The sequence below is a fragment of the Pyxidicoccus sp. M15 genome, from assembly GCF_056858435.1.
This window is the reverse complement of the sequence record NZ_CM166495.1, coordinates 3,691,874-3,709,890: the sequence shown is the minus strand read 5'-3', so window position 1 is coordinate 3,709,890 and position 18,017 is coordinate 3,691,874. Positions and strand designations below refer to the sequence as shown.

17 protein-coding genes are annotated in these 18,017 nt (G+C 69.6%); 9 read left to right on the top strand and 8 right to left on the bottom strand.

The annotated features are described in order from the left end of the window. Positions 1–23: 23 nt before the first annotated feature. The 7 genes from ACX9TP_RS13930 to ACX9TP_RS13900 all read right to left on the bottom strand — a co-directional run bounded on the left by ACX9TP_RS13930 (position 24) and on the right by ACX9TP_RS13900 (position 4,163). Complete coding sequence (locus ACX9TP_RS13930; protein ID WP_482980211.1) at positions 24–839, bottom strand: type III secretion protein; 816 nt, start codon at positions 837–839, stop codon at positions 24–26. 103 nt (positions 840–942) lie between these two features. Then, positions 943–1,467 (bottom strand): ATP-dependent helicase HrpB, encoded by a 525-nt coding sequence (locus ACX9TP_RS13925; RefSeq protein WP_482980210.1) that lies wholly within the window; start codon positions 1,465–1,467, stop codon positions 943–945. Beyond that, positions 1,385–2,221, bottom strand: a complete 837-nt coding sequence (locus ACX9TP_RS13920) for a sigma-70 family RNA polymerase sigma factor (protein WP_482980209.1) — start codon at positions 2,219–2,221, stop codon at positions 1,385–1,387. Before ACX9TP_RS13920 ends, ACX9TP_RS13925 begins: the two co-directional genes overlap by 83 nt. A 7-nt stretch (positions 2,222–2,228) precedes the next feature. Beyond that, the gene (locus tag ACX9TP_RS13915; RefSeq protein WP_482980208.1) at positions 2,229–2,624 is read right to left on the bottom strand and encodes a hypothetical protein; all 396 of its coding nucleotides are present in this window, start codon (positions 2,622–2,624) and stop codon (positions 2,229–2,231) included. A gap of 19 nt (positions 2,625–2,643) precedes the next feature. Further along, complete coding sequence (locus ACX9TP_RS13910) at positions 2,644–3,075, bottom strand: tetratricopeptide repeat protein (protein WP_482980207.1); 432 nt, start codon at positions 3,073–3,075, stop codon at positions 2,644–2,646. An 82-nt stretch (positions 3,076–3,157) separates the two neighbouring features. Next, the gene (locus ACX9TP_RS13905) at positions 3,158–3,730 is read right to left on the bottom strand and encodes a hypothetical protein (protein WP_482980206.1); all 573 of its coding nucleotides are present in this window, start codon (positions 3,728–3,730) and stop codon (positions 3,158–3,160) included. Between the two features lie 151 nt (positions 3,731–3,881). Next, entirely contained in the window at positions 3,882–4,163 is a 282-nt protein-coding gene (locus tag ACX9TP_RS13900) for a hypothetical protein (RefSeq protein WP_482980205.1), read from the bottom strand. 262 nt (positions 4,164–4,425) lie between these two features. Between ACX9TP_RS13900 and ACX9TP_RS13895 the strand changes: the two genes are divergently transcribed. The 9 genes from ACX9TP_RS13895 to ACX9TP_RS13855 all read left to right on the top strand — a co-directional run bounded on the left by ACX9TP_RS13895 (position 4,426) and on the right by ACX9TP_RS13855 (position 16,281). Then, the gene (locus tag ACX9TP_RS13895; protein WP_482980204.1) at positions 4,426–5,082 is read left to right on the top strand and encodes a hypothetical protein; all 657 of its coding nucleotides are present in this window, start codon (positions 4,426–4,428) and stop codon (positions 5,080–5,082) included. 267 nt (positions 5,083–5,349) lie between these two features. After that, positions 5,350–5,850 (top strand): GbsR/MarR family transcriptional regulator, encoded by a 501-nt coding sequence (locus tag ACX9TP_RS13890; RefSeq protein ID WP_482980203.1) that lies wholly within the window; start codon positions 5,350–5,352, stop codon positions 5,848–5,850. Beyond that, complete coding sequence (locus ACX9TP_RS13885) at positions 5,847–6,587, top strand: ABC transporter ATP-binding protein (protein WP_482980202.1); 741 nt, start codon at positions 5,847–5,849, stop codon at positions 6,585–6,587. The genes ACX9TP_RS13890 and ACX9TP_RS13885 overlap by 4 nt, the downstream gene beginning before the upstream one ends. Position 6,588: 1 nt before the next feature. Beyond that, entirely contained in the window at positions 6,589–8,700 is a 2,112-nt protein-coding gene (locus ACX9TP_RS13880; RefSeq protein ID WP_482980201.1) for an ABC transporter permease, read from the top strand. A gap of 4 nt (positions 8,701–8,704) precedes the next feature. Continuing rightward, positions 8,705–10,006, top strand: coding sequence for an ABC transporter permease (locus ACX9TP_RS13875; protein WP_482980200.1), 1,302 nt, complete (start codon positions 8,705–8,707; stop codon positions 10,004–10,006). A gap of 7 nt (positions 10,007–10,013) precedes the next feature. Then, entirely contained in the window at positions 10,014–10,796 is a 783-nt protein-coding gene (locus tag ACX9TP_RS13870) for an outer membrane lipoprotein-sorting protein (RefSeq protein ID WP_482980199.1), read from the top strand. After that, on the top strand, positions 10,793–12,433 hold the full coding sequence (locus ACX9TP_RS13865; RefSeq protein ID WP_482980198.1) for a hypothetical protein: 1,641 nt from the start codon (positions 10,793–10,795) through the stop codon (positions 12,431–12,433). The genes ACX9TP_RS13870 and ACX9TP_RS13865 overlap by 4 nt, the downstream gene beginning before the upstream one ends. A 145-nt stretch (positions 12,434–12,578) precedes the next feature. After that, positions 12,579–13,904 carry a flavin monoamine oxidase family protein gene (locus tag ACX9TP_RS13860; RefSeq protein WP_482980197.1) on the top strand — a complete coding sequence of 442 codons (1,326 nt, stop codon included), beginning with the start codon at positions 12,579–12,581 and terminating at the stop codon, positions 13,902–13,904. Positions 13,905–14,133: 229 nt separating this feature from the next. After that, positions 14,134–16,281 (top strand): autotransporter outer membrane beta-barrel domain-containing protein, encoded by a 2,148-nt coding sequence (locus ACX9TP_RS13855; protein ID WP_482980196.1) that lies wholly within the window; start codon positions 14,134–14,136, stop codon positions 16,279–16,281. Between the two features lie 160 nt (positions 16,282–16,441). On the opposite strand, the gene ACX9TP_RS13850 is transcribed toward ACX9TP_RS13855, so the two are convergent. Beyond that, complete coding sequence (locus tag ACX9TP_RS13850) at positions 16,442–17,887, bottom strand: LVIVD repeat-containing protein (protein WP_482980195.1); 1,446 nt, start codon at positions 17,885–17,887, stop codon at positions 16,442–16,444. Positions 17,888–18,017: the final 130 nt, after the last annotated feature.

Below are 18,017 nucleotides of genomic sequence, written 5' to 3'. Positions count from 1 at the left end.
CCTTCCGCCACGAGGGCCGGACTTCAGGCCTCCGGAGGCCGGCCGCGGCCGCGGGCCCCGGCGCGCGCCGCGGGGGCGCTGGAGCCGGAGCGCATGAAGGTCCACGCCGCCAGCCCCATCATCACCAGCACCAGGCCGAAGGCCCCGGCGAACATCACCTTGAACTGGCCCGCGCTGGACGCCGTCATCCGCAGCCCCAGCACGTCCTGCAGCCGGCTCTCCGAGTCCGTCTCCGCCGAGGGCGGCAGGGCCTGCGTCATCAGCACCGTCACCGCCTCCGGCTTCAGCTCCGGCACCGCGGTGGCCGCGAACTTCTGCACGACAGCCTCGGCGATGGGCGGCTTGCCGCCCTCCTGGGGCCGGTACTTGATGAACACCGACGCGGACGGCATCGGCTTGTTCTCCGGCTGCGTCAGGTCGTTGTTCTCCGGAATCATCACGATGGCGCGCGCCTCCAGCACGCCGTCGATCTGATTGAGCGCGTTGGACACCTCACCCGCCAGCGCCTTGAGCAGCATCGCGCGCTCCTCGGTGGCGGTGGGCACCATGCTGCCCTTGGCGAAGTGGGCCAGGCCCTTCTCCACCGGACGCGGCAGCGAGTTGAGCTTGAGCAGCTCCGCGGCCTGCGCGGCGTCCGCCTTGGGGACGGTGATCATGAACCGGACTTCGTTGCCACCCTCCTCCTTCTCCTTCTTGGCGTTGATGCCGTTCTTGCTGAGCAGGACGTAGATTTCATTGGCGTCCGACTCAGTCAGCTCGTGCTGGAGCTCGATGTGGCAGCCCGTCGTGAACACGAGGGCGAGGAGCAGGGCGGCAAACGCGTGCGGTCGGCGATTCATGGGCGCGGTGAGCTTACTAGGCCCCCGGAAAACGCGGAAGGGCGCCCCCTCCCGGGGGGAGGAGCCGCCCTTCACAGGCGCCGCCAGGCTGGCCGGTGGGTAACTAGACCTGCGTCTTGACGACGTCCTTGAGGCCGGTGGTGGCCTTCTCCACCACCTTGCTCGTCAGGTCCAGCTGCTGCGTGTACTGGTACATGGAGGCCTGGAGGGACAGCAGCTCCGCGTTGGAGAACTGCTTCCCGCTGGAGGCCTGGGAGATGATCTTCTCCAGGTTGCCCTGGCCCTTCTCCAGGTCGCCAATCACCTGCGTCATCATGTCGCCGGCCTTGGACGTCTTGGCCGTCTCGGGCTTGGCCGCCACGGCCTCGGCGCCCTTGGCCGTCATCGGCTCCTGGCCCGCGCCGCTCACCTTGTTCATGGCGGCCTTCTCCGTCTTGTTGACGGTCTCCACCTGGCGGACGGCGTCCGCCTTCTGGGTGGCCTGCGCCGCCTGGGCCTTGTTCACGCCCTGGGCCTGGTCCACCTGGCCCGCGCCCTGCGCCTTGTCAGCGAGAACTCCGTCGAACTTCGACGCGCCCTGCTTGTTCGTCTGCTGGGCGCCCTGGTCCTGCAGCTTTTGCTGCGCCACCTGTGCCGCGGAGACCCCGGTCATCGGACCCGCCATGTGAGACCCTCCTTGCATCCGTCGGGGAAGGAGGCAGTTCCTCCTCCTCGTTCAAAAGTTCCTTGAGCCGGTCGATGGCGCGCGCGTGCAGCCGCGACGCCCAGCTCTTCGACTGCCCTATTTCCGCCCCCGCCTCTTCCAGCGTCCTGCCCTGGAAGTAGTAGCCCTGGAGGAGCTTCTTCTCCTTCTCCGGGAGCTTCTCTATCGCCGCCCGCACCCTGTTCTTCGTCTGCTCCAGCTCCATCCGGACGTCCACCGGCAGGGATTCGTCGGTGTAGCCCGCCGTGTCCGCCCCTTCCATGCTCGACGCGAACACCATCGCGAGCCCGGCCACCGCATCCGAGATGTCATTGACATCATCGTCGAAGGAGCTGCCCCGGTTGCTTGTCCCCGACTCGCGGTCGGCGAGGTTGCCCAGGTATGCCGCCGCCCGCTCCCCCGCGAACGCCGTCCGCGCGTCCGAGCCCCGCAACACCCCCATCTTCCTCAGCCCGTCGAAGATGGCGCCCTTGATGCGGTAGTGCGCGAAGGTGAGGAAGTTGGCTCCCACCTTCGGGTCGAACCGCTCCGCGGCCTCCAGGAGCCCTATCTGCCCGTAGGCCACCAGCTCATCGAGCTCGAGCTGGGCGTTGAACTGCTTGCGGACGGTCGCCGCCAGCGAGCGCACGTAGGGCCCGTACTTCTCGAGGATGACCTTCCTGTCGTCGCCCAGAGCCAAGCGCAGCTCACTCGGCCTTGGACCACAGCCGCTCGAGAACCTGGTTCAGCCGCGGATCATCCTGCAGCGCGTCCGAAATCTTGCTCGTGAGAGAGGAGGACTTCATGCGGAGCTTCTCCTTCAGGATTTCGGCGACGAGGGCTTTCGTCGCCTCTTCCTTGCTCTTGAAGCCCCCCTGCTTCAGCTTCCGGGCGATGGCCACCGCCTGCGCGGCAACCGGGTCCGCCGCCTGGGGGCCCTGGACATTGCTGGAGCCTACCAGACCCGAGGGCCCGACAAGAGACTCGGCCTTGTCCACCTTGCCGCCAAAGCTGGAGCCCGCCGCCGGCGCGGCGCCAGCAGCGCCCTTCGCGCCACCGGCACGCCCCTTACCTCCCCCTCGTCCCACACCACCGACAGCCATCGCCTTCTCCTCCCGTCGTCTACTTCTTCGCAGGAGGCAGGACACCCGCCTCCTTCGCCTGGATGAGCGACTGGGCCAGCTTCGCGCCATCACCGTCCGGCTCCAGGTCCATGGCCGCCTTCAGCTCCTTGAGGGCCTCGGGCACCTTTCCCATGAACAGTAGCGCCTCGCCCGCGTGGGCGCGAGGCAGCGCGGACTGCGGCGCCAGCCGCTGCGCCGAGCGGTAGGCCTGCAGCGCCTTGTCGTGGCGGCCCTGCGCGAACTCCAGCGCGCCCAGCCCCAGCTGCGGCACCTCGCTCTTCGGCATCAGCGCCGCGGCCCCGGCGAAGACCTCCCGAGCCTTGTCGAAGTGGCCCATGTCGAGCCACAGGTAGCCGACCTCCAGCAGGACCATGGCCTGCTGACGCCCGACCGGGACGAGGCTGTTCGCAATCTCCGAGCTCTCCGCCATGGACTTCGCTCTTCCTTTCCGCGTCCGGCGGGAACGGGAGCGGCGCCGCTCCCGAAAGCCCGCCGGCTGGTGCCCGCCGTGATTAGCGGACGTTGCCGATGGAGTTCTTGATGCAATCGTGCCGCGACTTCATCACGTTGGAAATCGCGGTGAAGGTCTGCGACTCCTGCTGGATGGCGGCCTGCAGGTTGAGGAGCTTGCTGTTCTCCTCGGCCATCTTGTTCAGCGAGAAGTTGCCGTTCACGGTGTCCGTGGCGCTCGCGTTGGCGCCGGCGCCCGCGGCCGGGGAGCCAATGCCACCGCCCACGCCGCCCGCCACGCCACCGCCGACGCCGGCCACGCCGGACATCATCGACGCCGAGCCGCCGCCCATGGGCGACACCGCCGTGCCCATCACACCGGCGTACGGCGCGCCGGCCATGCCGGAGCCGCTGGTGCTGGAGAAGGTGTGCATGGACGAGACCGCGGCGGAGACGATCTGCCCGCCCGGAATCATGCCGGCCACCGCGCCCACGCCCGTGCCCACCGCGCTCGCCGCGCTGTTGAGCCCGTTCTGCAGCCGCGCTCCAAAGCCCGTCTGCGGCGTCTGCCGCGCCGTCGTCACGTTGGTCGAGAGACGCACGTTCGGGCCCATCATGTTGTCGATCTTCGCCATTGCTTCCTCCAGGCGCTGCTGCCAGCGGAAAGGTCAGAGATCCCCGATGTTCCGGATGCTCTCCTACGTATTATCGGCCCAGGGGCCCGGCGGTTTCCTGATCCACCCAAATAAAGCGGCGTGGCCTGGGAACCCCCGTCATTCCGGGTGCTTAGCGCCTGCCCTTGCCGGCCTTGGCCTCGGCGAGCATCCGCTCGCGGGTGTCCACCAGCAGCGCCAGCAATTCCTCCGCATGGCCGATGGCGGCCTGAACCTTCTTGCCCTGGTCCACCTTGGGGCCCTTGAGGTCGGCGAGGCCGGCCTTCACGGGGGCGAAGAAGGCGCGCACCTCCTCCGCCGGGGTCGCCTCGAGCAGGGACTCGACGGCGGGATAGGAGGGCGCGGGCAGCTCCTGGGCCGGCGCGGGCGTGGACGGCTTGGCGGACGGGGGCATTGCGGAGGAGGTCTCCTGTCGGGCCAGCGGCTGGACGGCCGTTGGGCACTTGGAACGTGACGGTAGGGGAAAAGCCCTGCCCCCTTCAAGCCGCCCCCCTTCTTCCCCTGGGGATAATACCCCACGTCCCACAGGCCGAGGAGGGAACGGGCACTCCACCGGACTGCCCCGCAAGCCCTGTGCACGTCCACCAGCGCACCTAGGTTTTCGGCAACGGAGTGGCGCCGCATGCCCTCCGCCGCACTCACACAGGAGAATCTCCATGAAGAAGCTGGTTGGGGTTATTGCAACCGTCGCCCTGTTCGGCTCGGGCGCCGCCTTCGCGCAGGACACCACGGCTCCGCAGCAGGGCACCGAGGCTCCGCAGCAGGACAGCAGCATGCAGCAGGACAGCGCCACGCAGAGCGACCCGGCCATTGGAGGTTCGGGCTCCATGCAGAGCGACCCGGCCATGGGTGGCTCGGGCAGCACCATGAGCGGCCAGAGCGCCATGGGCCAGAAGGAGCTGACGGGCAAGGTCGTCAAGGCCGACTCGAAGACCATCTACGTGGACATGCAGGGCGCGGTGGTGCCGCTGAAGGTGGACAAGAGCACCCAGTTCAATGATCCCAGCCTCAAGAAGGCCAAGGACCTGCAGGCGGGCCAGGAGATTCGCGCCAGCTACGAGGTGAAGGAGACGGACAACGTCGCCAAGAGCATCTCCATGTCCGGCACCGGCGGCTCCGGCTCCGGGGACATGATGTCGCCCGACTCGTCCATCAACGAGGGCACCGGCGGCTCCGGGATGGAGCAGGACAAGGACGTGGACATGAACACCGGTGGCTCCGGCCTGGAGACGCCGCCCCCGGGCGAGAACATGGACAACCACGAGGGCAGCAGCACGATGAACCCCGACAGCGCCGGCACCAATCCGCAGTAGCCGCCACGCCTCTGCCACGGACACCTGCCCGTGACATTGACAGCATTGCCAACCCCCACCAGCGGGGACCCCGAGGGCCCACGGCCACGCATGGCCGCGGGCCCCTTCCCTTTCCCACGCGGCCGGAGTACGCCCACATCCATGCCCCCAGGTTTCAGTTCATTCAGTATTGACTGAATGAACTGAACGAATTACATGCCGGCACGCCTTCCTGGGCCTGCTCGCGCGACTGGCGCGCGGCCCGGTTGGAAGGCACGGAGGCCGGGCATGACGGAGTTGGGCGCCGCGGAGCTTCGCTTCATCGAAGCGATGGCTCTGCACTTCGAACGGCAGGGCGGCACGCGCATCGGCGGGCGCATCCACGCGCTGCTGATGCTGGCGGACGAGCCGCTGTCGCTCAAGCGCATCGCCGAGCTGCTCAAGGTGAGCGCCGCCTCCGTGTCCACCAACATCCGCGCCTGCACGGCCATGGGCCTGGTGGAGCCGGTCAGCGTGCCGGGCGACCGGCAGCACTACTACGTCATCAGCCACGAGGGCTGGGAGAGCCGGTTGCACACCGCGGAGGAGGCGATGAAGGCCTTCGTGCGGGTGTGCCGCAGCGCCCTCGCCGCGCCGCAGCTCGCCGACAAGCCGCACCTGCGCGAGGCCGCGGACTTCTGCGACTTCTACCTCACCGAGATGGCCGGCATCGCCGAGCGCTGGCGCGTCATGCGCACCGCGCGCGCCACCGGCCGCACCCCCAAGGCTTCGAAAGGACGCACCGCATGAACCCCGCAGCGAAGTCCCCCATCGTTTCCATCACGAACGTGACCAAGGACTACAACCTGGGCAAGGTCGTCGTCCCGGCGCTCCGGGGCGTGGACCTGCAGGTCCACCCGGGTGAGTTCATCTCCATCGCCGGGCCGTCCGGCAGCGGCAAGACGACGCTGCTCAACCTCATCGGCTGCGTGGACACCGCCACCACCGGCGTGGTCAGCGTCGCCGGGCAGGACACCAAGCAGCTCAGTGAGCGCCAGCTCACCGACCTGCGCCTGCACACCATCGGCTTCATCTTCCAGAGCTTCAACCTGGTGTCGGTGCTCACCGTCTTCCAGAACGTGGAGTTCCCCCTGCTGCTCCAGCGCAAGCTGGACAAGGCCCAGCGCCGCGAGCGCGTCATGCAGCTGTTGGAGCAGGTGGGCCTGGCCAACCACGCCAAGCACCGCCCCAACGAGCTGTCCGGCGGCCAGCGCCAGCGCGTGGCCGTGGCGCGCGCGCTCGTCACCCGACCCCAGCTGGTGCTGGCGGACGAGCCCACCGCCAACCTGGACTCGGTGACGGGCCAGCACATCATCGACCTGATGAAGGAGCTCAACCAGAAGGAGGGCACCACCTTCATCTTCTCCACCCACGACGCCAAGGTGATGAACCACGCGAACGCCGTGTGGCGCCTGGCGGACGGCAAGATTCTCGACCGGCTCAGCGCCTCCGAGGCGCAGCGGGCCATGGCCGCGGGGAGTCACTGACATGGGAGGGTATTTCCGTCTGCTGATGCAGGTGGCGTTCCGCAACCTGTTCACCAGCAAGATCAACCTGCTCATCGGCGGCATCATCTTCTTCGGCACCCTGCTCGTCGTGGTGGGCGGGGCGCTCCTGGACAGCATGGACAGCGCCATGAGCCGCAGCATCGTCGGCAGCGTGGCGGGGCACCTCCAGGTGTACTCGGACGAGTCCAAGGACGAGCTGGCCCTCTACGGCGGCATGAGCGGCGAGCCGGACCTGGCGGCGCTCGACGACTTCAGCCGCATCAAGCCGGTGCTGGAGAAGCACCCCAACGTGAAGACGGTGGTGCCCATGGGCACCAGCGGCGCGCTCATCACCTCCGGCAACACGGTGGACCTGACGCTCGCCCGCATGCGCGACCTCTACAAGCAGCGCGCGGAGAAGGGCGAGACGCCCGAGCTCAAGGAGAACATCGACAGCGTCAAGGCCCACGTGCGGCAGATGCTGGTGCTCATCGAGGAGCAGAACACCAAGAGCCAGGCGCTGTTGAGCGCCGCCGCCAAGGACCCGGCCGAGGTGGAGTCGCTTGCCCGCGCCCGGACGGACGCGTTCTGGGACACCTTCGACCAGGACCCGTTCGGCTCGCTGGAGTTTCTGGAGAACCGCATCGCCCCGCAGATTCCGGACGGGGACATGCTCGACATGCGCTACGCGGGCACGGACCTGGACGCCTTCCAGCGCACCTTCGACCGCATGGAGCTGGTGGACGGGCAGATGGTGCCCCAGGGCAAGCGCGGCATGCTGCTGTCCAAGTTCTTCTACGAGAACTTCCTCAAGCTGAAGTCGGCGCTGCGGATGGACAACATCAAGCAGGAGCGGGACGTCAACCAGAAGCGCATCGCCACCGACCCGCAGATGCAGCGCTGGGTGAAGGAGAACCAGACGCAGACGCGCGAAATCCTCTTCCAGCTGGACCCCATCAAGACGCGCCTGGCCACCGAGCGGCTGCAGAAGGCCCTGGGCAGCCAGGAGCCAAAGCTGGAGAAGCTGCTGGTGGAGTTCTTCGACACGAACGACGACAACTTCGACACCCGCTACGCGCAGTTCTACTCGGAGCTGGCGCCCCTCCTGGAGCTGTACCGCCTGCGCATGGGGGACAGCCTCACCATCACCGCCTTCACGCGCAGCGGCTACGTGCAGAGCGTCAACGTGAAGATCTGGGGCACCTACCGCTTCAAGGGCCTGGAGAAGTCCGCCATGGCCGGCGCCATCAACCTGATGGACCTGATGTCCTTCCGGGACTTGTACGGCTACCTCACCGCGGACAAGAAGGAGGAGATCTCCGAGCTGCAGAAGCTGAACGCGGTGAAGGCGGTGGCCCGGGAGGATGCCGAGGAGGCCCTCTTCGGCGAGGACAGCGGCAACACGCTGGTGGCCAATGCCACGCCGGGGCTCATCGACGAGAAGGATGCCTTCGACGGCTCGCTGGGCTCGCTTCGCCGGGACGACCTGGCGGCGCGCGTCTACTCCCAGGAGGAAATCGAGAAGGGCGTGGCGCTCAGCGCGGCGGTGATGCTGAAGGACCCGGAGAAGCTCCAGCAGACGATGGCCGAACTGAAGCAGTCGGCCACGGACGCGGGGCTGAAGCTGCGGGTGGTGTCCTGGCAGCAGGCGGCGGGCATCATCGGCCAGTTCGTGCTGATGGCGAAGCTGGTGCTCTACTTCGTGGTCTTCATCATCTTCGTGGTGGCGCTGGTCATCATCAACAACGCGATGATGATGGCCACGCTGCAGCGGGTGCGCGAGGTGGGCACCATGCGCGCGATTGGAGCGCAGCGCTCCTTCGTGCTGGGCATGGTGCTGGTGGAGACCTTGCTCCTGGGGCTCGTCTTCGGCGCGGGCGGCGCGCTGGTGGGCAGCGGCATCATGGCCGCCCTGGGCAGCGCCGGCATCCCCGCGGCCAACGAGTGGGCGTACTTCTTCTTCTCCGGCCCGCGGCTCTACCCCACGCTGAGCGCGGGCAACCTGGTGGCGGCCTTCGTCATCGTCCTCGTCGTTTCGGCCATTTCCACCCTCTATCCCGCGTTCCTCGCGACGCGGGTCTCGCCCCTCCAGGCGATGCAGACGGACGAGTAACGACATGTTCCAGCTCTTCCTCATCGCATTCCGCAACCTCGGCACCCACCGCCGCCGCACGCTGCTCCTGGGCGGGGCCATCGCCGGCGTCACCGCGCTGCTCGTCATCCTGATGGGGCTGTCCACCGGGATGAAGGACACGATGTTGCGCTCGGCCACCACGCTGTCCACCGGCCACGTCAACGTGGCCGGCTTCTTCAAGGTGTCGGCCGGACAGGGCGTCCCCGTCGTGACGGGCTATCCGAAAATCCTCGAGCAGATCCGCAAGGACGTGCCGGAGGTGGACTACATCGTCCACCGCGGGCGCGGCTGGGCGAAGGTCGTGAGCGAGGCCAGCTCCATGCAGCTGGGCGTGGGCGGCATCGACATCGACGCCGAGCCCGGCTTCCGCCAGGTCATCCAGGTGCGCGAGGGCTCGCTGGACGGACTCTCCAAGCCCAACTCCGTGCTGCTCTTCGAGAAGCAGGCGAAGCGGCTGGAGGTCAAGGTGGGCGACACGCTGACCGTCGCCGCGCCCACCATGCGTGGCACCAGCAACACGGTGGACGTGCAGGTGGCGGCCATCGCGGCCAACGTGGGCATGATGAGCGACTTCAACGTCTACGTGCCCTCCGGCACGCTGCGCTCGCTCTACCAGCTGCGCGACGACACCACGGGCGCCATCCAGGTGTACCTCAAGGACGTGGCGCAGGTGCCCGAGGTCCAGGCCCGGCTGCGCAAGACGCTGGCCGAGGCGGGCCACGAAATCATGGACAACGACCCGCGGGCGTTCTTCTTCAAGTTCGAGGTGGTCAACCGCGAGCCGTGGACGGGCCAGAAGCTGGACATCACCAACTGGGAGGACGAAATCAACTTCATCAGCTGGACGCTCGCCGCGCTCAACTTCCTCACCGGCGCCCTCACCTTCGTCCTGCTGGTCATCATCTGCGTGGGCATCATGAACACGCTGTGGATTGCCATCCGGGAGCGCACGCGGGAGATTGGCACGCTGCGCGCCATTGGCATGCAGCGCCGGCGGGTGGTGCTGATGTTCGTCTGTGAGGCGCTGACGCTGGGCGCGCTGGGGACGCTGGCGGGCGCCGTGGTGGGGCTCGCGGTGTGCCTGGGCGTCAACGCGGCGGGCATGGCCGTCCCCGAAGTGGTGGCCATGTTCATCATGTCGGAGACGCTGAAGCTGGCGGTCAACCCCGGGGCCGTGGTGGGCGCCATGGTGTTCATCACCGCGTGCACCACGCTCATCTCACTCATTCCCTCCTTCCTCGCCGCGCGGATGAAGCCCGTCACGGCGATGCACCACATCGGGTGAACCCTCCATGAGCCTCAAAAGTGTGATGACCGCCGCGGTGCTCACCGCGGCCCTGCTGTCCGCCCCGGCGGCGCTGGCCCTGGAGCCGGCGGAGCTGGTGAAGCTGCTGGCCACCATCGACGACCGGCAGCGCAATGGCGGCGACTACAAGGCGCTCGTCTACCTGGAGCAGAAGGAGAAGGACAAGACGGACACCGTGCGCGAGGCGTTCGTCTACCGGCGCGACGCGGACGACAAGCTGATGATTCTCTTCAGCCGTCCCAAGACGGAGGCCGGCAAGGGCTACCTGCGCCTGGACAAGAACCTCTGGAGCTATGACCCCAACGTGGGCAAGTGGGAGCGGCGCACGGAGCGCGAGCGCATCGCCGGCACCGACAGCCGCCGCGCCGACTTCGACGAGTCCCGCCTGGCCGAGGAGTATGACCCGTCGTTCGAAGGCGAGGGGAAGCTGGGCAAGTACACGGCCAACATGCTGACGCTCAAGGGCAAGCAGGGCGTGGACGTGGCCTACCCCGTCATCAAGCTGTGGGTGGACAAGGACTCGACCAACGTCCTCAAGCGCGAGGAGTACGCGCTGTCCGGCCGGAAGATGCGCACCCTGCTCTACCCTCGCTGGAAGAAGCTGTTCAGCGAGTCCAAGGGCGCCGACGTCTGGTTCCCCGAGGAGATTCGCATCTACGACGAGGTGGAGAAGGCCAACTCCACCGTCATCCTCATCAAGTCCATCGACCTGCGCTCGCTGGAAGCCAACCTCTTCACCAAGGCGTGGCTCGAGAGCAAGAGCCGATGAGCCCTAAGACTCTCACCGTGGCCGCGGCGCTGTCCGCGGCCCTCGTCGGCGCCCCCGCGCTCGCCCAGTCGGCCGGCGCGGACGGCGCAGGCGACCGGCCCGACGAGAATGCCCTCTTCGGCGGAGAGTCCGAGCAGCCCGCCGAGGCCACGCCCTCCCCTTCCCAGGAGGAGGCCCCGGCGGACCGTCCCAGCGAGGACGCCATCTTCGGCGGGGACGACAGCGCGGCGGCGGACCCGACGTCGGCCGGCGAGGCGACGTCACGGCAGCCCTCGCTCACCGAGCCCTCCGCGGCCCCCGGTGACAGGGACTCGGACGCGCTGGACGGCCCGGCGACGCGCAGCGCCTTCGACTCCGAGGAGGCGGTGGATGACCCGCTGAAGATTGGCGGCCAGTTCTACCTGCGCGCCAACGTGGCGGCGAACGAGGGCGTGTCCTTCGGCAACACCTCGTTCACCGCGCCCACGCTGGTGGATGGCTACTTCGACGCGCGTCCCACGGACCGGCTGCGCGGCTTCGTGGTGGGGCGGTTGAGCTACGACCCCACCCTCTCCACCCAGACGGCGGAGGGCGCGCCGTCCAACCCTCGCGTCCTGCTGGACCAGGCGTGGCTGCGCTTCGACCTGGCGCGCACGGTGTTCTTCACCGTGGGCAAGCAGCACGTGAAGTGGGGCACGGGGCAGATCTGGAACCCCACCGACTTCCTGTCCCCCCAGCGGCGGAACCCGCTGGCCTTCGTGGACCTGCGCACCGGCGTGTCCATGGTGAAGCTGCACGTGCCGTGGGAGGCGCGGGGCTGGAACTTCTACGGCATCGCCGTGGTGGACGACCTGGGCACCGACGCGGGCGCCGTCACCGACGCCACCGGCGGCCCCACGCGGCCCGGCGGCGAGGACCCGGTCAACCGGCTCAGCCGCATCGGCGGCGCGCTGCGCGCCGAGGTGGTGCTGGGCCCCGCGGAGGTGGGCGTCAGCGCAGTGGCCCAGCGCGGCCGCAAGCCCCGCTTCGGCCTGGACCTGTCCTCCGCCCTGGGCCCCATCGACGTCTACGGCGAGCTGGGCATCAAGAAGGGCACGGACCGGCCCCTCTACCGGGTGCCCGAGGGCACCACGCTGGAAGACATCTTCCAGGATGGCATCCAGGTGGAGTCGTACGTCCCCGGGGGCCTCACGCCCCAGGTGACGGGCGGCGCCAACTACACCTTCCCCTACGGGGCGAACGACCTGGCCGTGGTGGGCGTGGAGTACTTCTACAACTCGACGGGCTACACCAGCTCCGTGGGGTACCCGTACCTCATTGCCCAGAGCGCCTTCCAGCCGCTGTACGTGGGCCGCCACTACGGCGCGGCGTACCTGTTCCTGAACCAGCCCTTCGACTGGGACCACACGGCCTTCAACTTCTTCACGCTGGGCAACCTGTCCGACCGCTCCTTCACGAGCCGGCTCAACATGACGTACCGCGCGCTCACCTACCTCACGGTGGAGGCGTTCGGCGCCGTGCACTACGGCCGCAAGGGCGGTGAGCTGCGGCTCGGCTTCACCGTGCCCGACGTCACCGTCAACGGCGAGGACATCCAGGGCTTCAGCGTGGCCGCGCCCACCTTCGAGCTGGGAGCCGGCCTGCGCATCAGCCTCTGACGCACGCGCAAGCCTTCCCTCCCCGGGCCGCGTCTCCGTCACTGGAGGCGCGGCCCTTCGCGTCTTCCGGGCCGTGAGTGTCTCGCGCGTGACGGCGGGCGCGAGGGGGGCTGCTGTCGCGCCCGGGCATGGCTACTGGTGCGACATGGAACTCCTCTCGGATGTCGTCATCCTGGGCGCGGGCGCCTCGGGGCTCGCCGCCGCCGCCTTGCTGCGTCGAGCGGGGCTGCGCGTCACGGTGCTGGAGGCTCGCGAGCGGTGGGGCGGACGCGTGGCCACCCTGCGGGACCCCGTCACGGAGGTTCCGCTGGAACTGGGGGCGGAGTTCGTCCATGGCGAGCCGGAGTCGCTGCGGAAGCTGGCGCGCGGGGCCCGGCTGTCCATCCGCGCGTGCAATGACACGCATGCGCTGTCGTGGAAGGGACGCTTCGGAGAGGGCGAGGAGTCCTTCCGCTTCCTGGACGCGCTCGCCTCCGCGAAGCCTCCGGACCGGCCCGTGGCGGAGCTGCTGCGGGAGCGGGCGAAGGCCGAGCGATGGCCCGCGCTCCAGGTGGCCATGGGCCGGGCCTACGTGGAGGGCTTCTACGCGGCGAACCCGGACACCGCGAGCACGCTGGCCATCACCCGGATGGAGACGGCCGCGGAGGAGCTGGGCGGCACCACGCCGTCGCGGGTGATGGAGGGGTATGACCGGGTGCTGGGCGCGCTGGCCCGGCCGCTGATGGAGCGTCCGGGGACGGTGTTCCTCAACGCGGTGGCGGAGGAGGTCCGCTGGGCGGCCGGTGAGGTGCGGGTGCGCGTGCGCACGCGGCAGGGGGTGGCGCTCGGACAGGTGCGGGCGAAGCAGGCCGTGGTGACGCTTCCGCTGGGCGTGCTGCGGGCGCGGCCTCCGGAGCCCGGCGCGGTGCGCTTCGTTCCTGCGCTGCCGGAGAAGGCGCGGGCCTGGGGCCGGCTGGAGATGGGCGCGCTGGTGAAGGTGCTGCTGCGCTTCCGCACCGCGTTCTGGAGCGAGCGCGAGGACACCCGGCGGTTCGGCTTCTTCCACGGTCCGTCGCTGCCGGTGCCCACGTGGTGGACGCTGTCGCCTCGCGAGTCCCGGCACCTGGTGGGCTGGGCCGGCGGCCCGGGGGCGGAGGCGCTGTCCGGGCTCCAGGAGGAGGAGGTGCTGGCGAGCGCGGTGGAGTCGCTCGCGCGCATCTTCCGGCTGCCCCGGCAGGCGCTGCACGAGCTGCTCGAGGCGTGGCACGTGCAGGACTGGCAGCGCGAGCCATTCACCCGGGGCGGCTATGCCGTCATTCCGGTGGGCGCGATGGACGCGATGGAGGCGCTCGCCGCTCCCGTGGACGGCACCCTGTTCTTCGCGGGCGAGGCCACGAATACCGACGGGGAGGAAGGCACCGTGCATGGCGCCATCGCGACCGGGGAGCGCGCGGCGCGCGAGGTGCTGGCACTGGCCCGGCGGAGGAAGTGAGCGCTGGTGACGGCGGCGTGGGTCCGGCGCTCGGTGGAACGCGTGCACGGCGGAGTCCTTCCGGAGGCGGTCGGAAGGCGTCCTGTTCGGAAATGTCGGGGGTTCTGCGGCGTGAAATGTCCCGACATTTCCGAACAGGGAGCTCGGTGGGGCGCCGCCCGGGCGGCCTGTCGGGCGCAGCTTCGCTGGCAGGGCTGAAGGGACATCCACTGGTGGACACCTTTCAGGCATGCGCCTGTGGATTGCCCTCGCCGCTGGATTGAGCCTTGGTCAGACGCCGGAGGTGACGCCGGTGCCGCCTCCGCAAGACCCGTTGGTCGATGACCCCGCCGCGGAAGCTCTGGAGGATGCCTACGAGGAGGCCGCCAGGCTGGCGGAGGGCGCTCGGCCTCCTGAAGGCTACGTGGTTCAGCAACCCGTCGACGTGGACTCCGCTCCCCCGCAGATCGTGCCGGTCCTTCCCAATGGCTACGGCCCCGTGTCGCCGGGCCAGATGGCCAACGAGGAGGCCGCACAGTCGTATCAGCCCCTGCCCTCGCCCTGGGCCCCCCCGGCACAGGATGAGTCGGGCACGGGCGGGAGTGGCGGCGCGACTTCGTCGGACACGGAGGCCGCGCCCGAGAGCACTTCCGGCGAGGGAGGTCAGACCTCCGCCGCGGGCGCGACGCCCCAGACGACGGGCACGCGGAGCGGAAGCACCGCGGGCGCCGCGACCCGGGAGGCCACGGGTGGCGCGGGCACCGCTGGAGGCTCGGCGGCAACGAGCCAGGGCGCAGCCGGAAGCGCGGGCACCGGCGGGAGCGGGAATCAGGGCGCGACCGGTGGCGCGGGCACCGCTGGAGGTTCAGCGGCGACGACCCAGGATGCGACTGGTGGCGCGGGCAGCAGTGCCGGAGCGACGGCACAGGACGCAACCGGTGGCTCGGGCACCGCTGGAGGCTCAGCGGCAACGGCCCAGGACGCGACCGGTGGCGCGGGCACCGTGGACGGTCCGGGTGTGACGACCCAGGACGCGACCGGCGGCGCAGGAGCGACGACCCAGGACGCCACCGGTGGCGCGGGCAGCAGCGCGGGAGCGACGACCCAGGACGCGACCGGCGGCGCGGGCACCGTGGACGGTCCGGGCGCGACGACCCAGGACGCGACCGGTGGCGCGGGAGCGACGGAGCAGGGCTCGACCGGCGGCGCATTCATCGGCGGGCGCTCAGTTGTCACGGGGCGGCCTCCCGAGGTCATCGGGGGGCGCTCGGTCGTCACCGGCCAGGGGGACACGAGCAGCGCCGAAACTCCGGAGGTCAGAGAACCGGATGCGGCCGGAGGTGCGGGCACGGGCGACAGCCCGGGCGTGACGAGTCAGGGCGCGACCGACCTCACGGGCACCGAGGGTGGCCCGGGAGCAACGACCGAGGACGCAACTGGAAGTGCGAGCACGGCCGGCAGCCTGGACTCGACGGGCCAGGACGGAACCGGTGGCTCGGGCACCATGGATGGCGCGGGAGCACCGGGTCCAAGCGGGATGGAAGGCTCGGGTACCAGCGGCAGCCTGGACACGATGGGGGTCCAGAGCGCGAACGGTACTGCGGGCACCGTGGACGACCCGGCTGCGTCCGGAGGCACCGGCGGCGCCGCCAGCACGGGGACACCCGGCCAGGACACGACGGGCTCGGAAGCGGCCATCCAGGATGGAACGGGCGGCTCGGGCGCCGCGCCGGCAGGCCAGCAAGCCGCTCCGTCCGCCGGAGCGCCCGCCGTTGGCTTCGGTGGCGGTGCCGCGCCCGCCGGCCAGGACGCGACGGGTGGCGCGGGCACGACGGGGACGGGCGCGGTGCCGGGAACTCCTGGCACCAACGCGGCCAGCCCCCTCACCCCGCAGCAGCAACTCATTCAGCTCCAGGCCCGACTCCAGCAACTCGAAGCCGAGCTGAAGACGCGCGACGAAGCGCTGGAGAAACGCGACGACGCGCTCGCCGCCGAAACCACCGTCGTGCAGGAGCACATCGACGGCACCGGTGAGCGCGCCGCCGACGTGGAGCAGTCGCGTCAGCAGCGCCTGACCGACATCCAGACCGCCGGCCAGTGGCTGCTCGCCGCGGACCAGGCACTGGAGGAGGGCGAGCTGGCCGTGGACAACGCCCTGAACCTCGCGGACCGCGCCTTCGAGAACGTGCGCATCACCGCGGAGGCCTCCGGCCAGGGCAACGTCGTCGTCCACGCGGAGCGGGCCCGCGCCCACATCAACCGCGCCCGGGATGCCGCCAGCAACCGCGACGTCTACGGCGCCCGCCTCGCCCTCTCGGATGCTGGCATCGAGCTTCACATCGCCCGAGAGGCCAGCCTGGAGCGCCAGTCCACCGGCAACCTCCTGCTCAGCCCGTGAAGAACGGCTTCGCCTCCACGGGCACGCCCCGCGGGCGGAGGGCGAAGCCGTGCCCCCGCGGGCCCCCCGGGAACAGACACCCCGCGCCCTCCAGCTACGCCGGTGGCTGCAGCCACCGGCCGCACGGCCGCGTCGGGGTGCCGCCTACGCGCGCCCTCGCCTACTCCGTCTCGCGGAAGATGAGCAGCCCGCGCGCCGTCTCCGTCGCGTAGATGAAGCCGTCACCCGGCACGCGCAGGGTATTCAACCCGTCGAAGAAGGTGACGCCGCGGCCCACGTCCGACTCGCGCCAGCTGTTGTAGTAGGCCACCTGGCGCGGCTCGCCCGGCACCGAGACGTCCAGCACGCGCAGGCCGTCCTGGTAGTAGGCCACGTACAGCTTCGTGCCGGCCAGCACCACCGAGCGGATGGACACCTCGTTGCGCAGGCGGAACTCGCCCATCTGCTCGGGCGCCTGCGGCACCGTCACGTTCAGCACGCTCAGGTGCGCGCCCCAGTCCTCGCCCGCGTCGAAGGCCACCGTCCGGCTGCCCACCACGCCCACCGCCGTGGTGCGCGAGGTGGCGCCCCCGAAGCGCCCCAGCAGCTTCGGCTTCGCAGGGGTGGTGACGTCCGACACCGTCATGCCGTAGGTCCAGTGGCTCACGTACAGCCTGCCATCCAGGGCCGTCACGTCCAGCGGGAGCTCGCCCACGGTGGGCTCGGCGCCCTCGACGAAGTAGCGCGTGAGCTGCTTGGGCGCGGTGGGCGTGGTGATGTCGTAGACGAGCACCTCGGCGTTGGGGGACGGCGACGCCGCGTAGAGGGTGTTCCCGTCCACCGCCAGCGCCGTCACCTCCACGGCCGTCTCCGGCACGGAGCGCACGCGGGCGGGCGCCGCCGGGTTCGTCAGGTCGAACACCGCGATGCCGCTGTTCTTGGTGGCCAGGTACAGCGTCGTGCCATTCACCAGGACGTCGTTGTAGACGTCGTCGGACGGCTTGGACTCGGCCGCCTTGCGCGGCGCGTCGGGCTTGCTTACGTCGTAGATGAAGAGCCCCTCCCGACCGGCGGTGACGTACGCATGGCCGTGGGCCACCGCCAGCTCCGTGGCGCTGCCGCGAGGCAGCGCGATTTCTCCGACGAGCTGCACCTTGTCGGAGTCCGCCTCGCCCGAGCGGCGCGCCACGCGCGCGGCCTCGAAGGTACCCTGCAGGTCGAGCTGACCGTTCTGGCAACGACGGAACACTCCCGCCAGCTGCCCCGGCCCCGTCGACGCACAGCCCGCGAGGGCGAAGCGCAGCTTGACGTCGTCCGTGCCCTCCACGTCGCTGGCCAGATAGAAGGTGTCACCGGAGACCTGCCGCTCCGTCACCGTGAACCCGAGCATCGTCGCGCCACTGGTCGCGCCCGACAGCCGCATGGCGCTGGCGGCACCCGTACCGTCATTCAGTTGGACGTTGAGATTCCATACGCCCTCGGGTTGGAGCCCCGCGAGGCTGGATCGCTGACAGGATGACAGGTCGATGGCTTCGAGATGACACTCGGCCTTGGCATTGGACGTACCGTCCTTGCCGCAACCGAGGGCGAGGACCAGCGTGGAGGACAGTGCAATAAGGCGTCTCATGCCCCCATCCATATCACCGGGCGCCAGCACCCGAATAAGGTCCCCTGTCCCACGCACGCCCGAGTGCAAGACGCTCACTGTCCGGCAAGTAAACGGAAAGAAATAATCCAGGCGCTTGTATACCCGGGCC

Coding starts and splice junctions, on each gene's coding strand:
- ACX9TP_RS13860 (WP_482980197.1), top strand. CDS start 12,579: ATGGAACTCCTCTCGGATGTCGTCATCCTGGGCGCGGGCGCCTCGGGG.
- ACX9TP_RS13910 (WP_482980207.1), bottom strand. CDS start 3,075: ATGGCGGAGAGCTCGGAGATTGCGAACAGCCTCGTCCCGGTCGGGCGT.
- ACX9TP_RS13895 (WP_482980204.1), top strand. CDS start 4,426: ATGAAGAAGCTGGTTGGGGTTATTGCAACCGTCGCCCTGTTCGGCTCG.
- ACX9TP_RS13880 (WP_482980201.1), top strand. CDS start 6,589: ATGGGAGGGTATTTCCGTCTGCTGATGCAGGTGGCGTTCCGCAACCTG.
- ACX9TP_RS13855 (WP_482980196.1), top strand. CDS start 14,134: ATGCGCCTGTGGATTGCCCTCGCCGCTGGATTGAGCCTTGGTCAGACG.
- ACX9TP_RS13870 (WP_482980199.1), top strand. CDS start 10,014: ATGAGCCTCAAAAGTGTGATGACCGCCGCGGTGCTCACCGCGGCCCTG.
- ACX9TP_RS13915 (WP_482980208.1), bottom strand. CDS start 2,624: ATGGCTGTCGGTGGTGTGGGACGAGGGGGAGGTAAGGGGCGTGCCGGT.
- ACX9TP_RS13850 (WP_482980195.1), bottom strand. CDS start 17,887: ATGAGACGCCTTATTGCACTGTCCTCCACGCTGGTCCTCGCCCTCGGT.
- ACX9TP_RS13885 (WP_482980202.1), top strand. CDS start 5,847: ATGAACCCCGCAGCGAAGTCCCCCATCGTTTCCATCACGAACGTGACC.
- ACX9TP_RS13930 (WP_482980211.1), bottom strand. CDS start 839: ATGAATCGCCGACCGCACGCGTTTGCCGCCCTGCTCCTCGCCCTCGTG.
- ACX9TP_RS13875 (WP_482980200.1), top strand. CDS start 8,705: ATGTTCCAGCTCTTCCTCATCGCATTCCGCAACCTCGGCACCCACCGC.
- ACX9TP_RS13900 (WP_482980205.1), bottom strand. CDS start 4,163: ATGCCCCCGTCCGCCAAGCCGTCCACGCCCGCGCCGGCCCAGGAGCTG.
- ACX9TP_RS13905 (WP_482980206.1), bottom strand. CDS start 3,730: ATGGCGAAGATCGACAACATGATGGGCCCGAACGTGCGTCTCTCGACC.
- ACX9TP_RS13865 (WP_482980198.1), top strand. CDS start 10,793: ATGAGCCCTAAGACTCTCACCGTGGCCGCGGCGCTGTCCGCGGCCCTC.
- ACX9TP_RS13890 (WP_482980203.1), top strand. CDS start 5,350: ATGACGGAGTTGGGCGCCGCGGAGCTTCGCTTCATCGAAGCGATGGCT.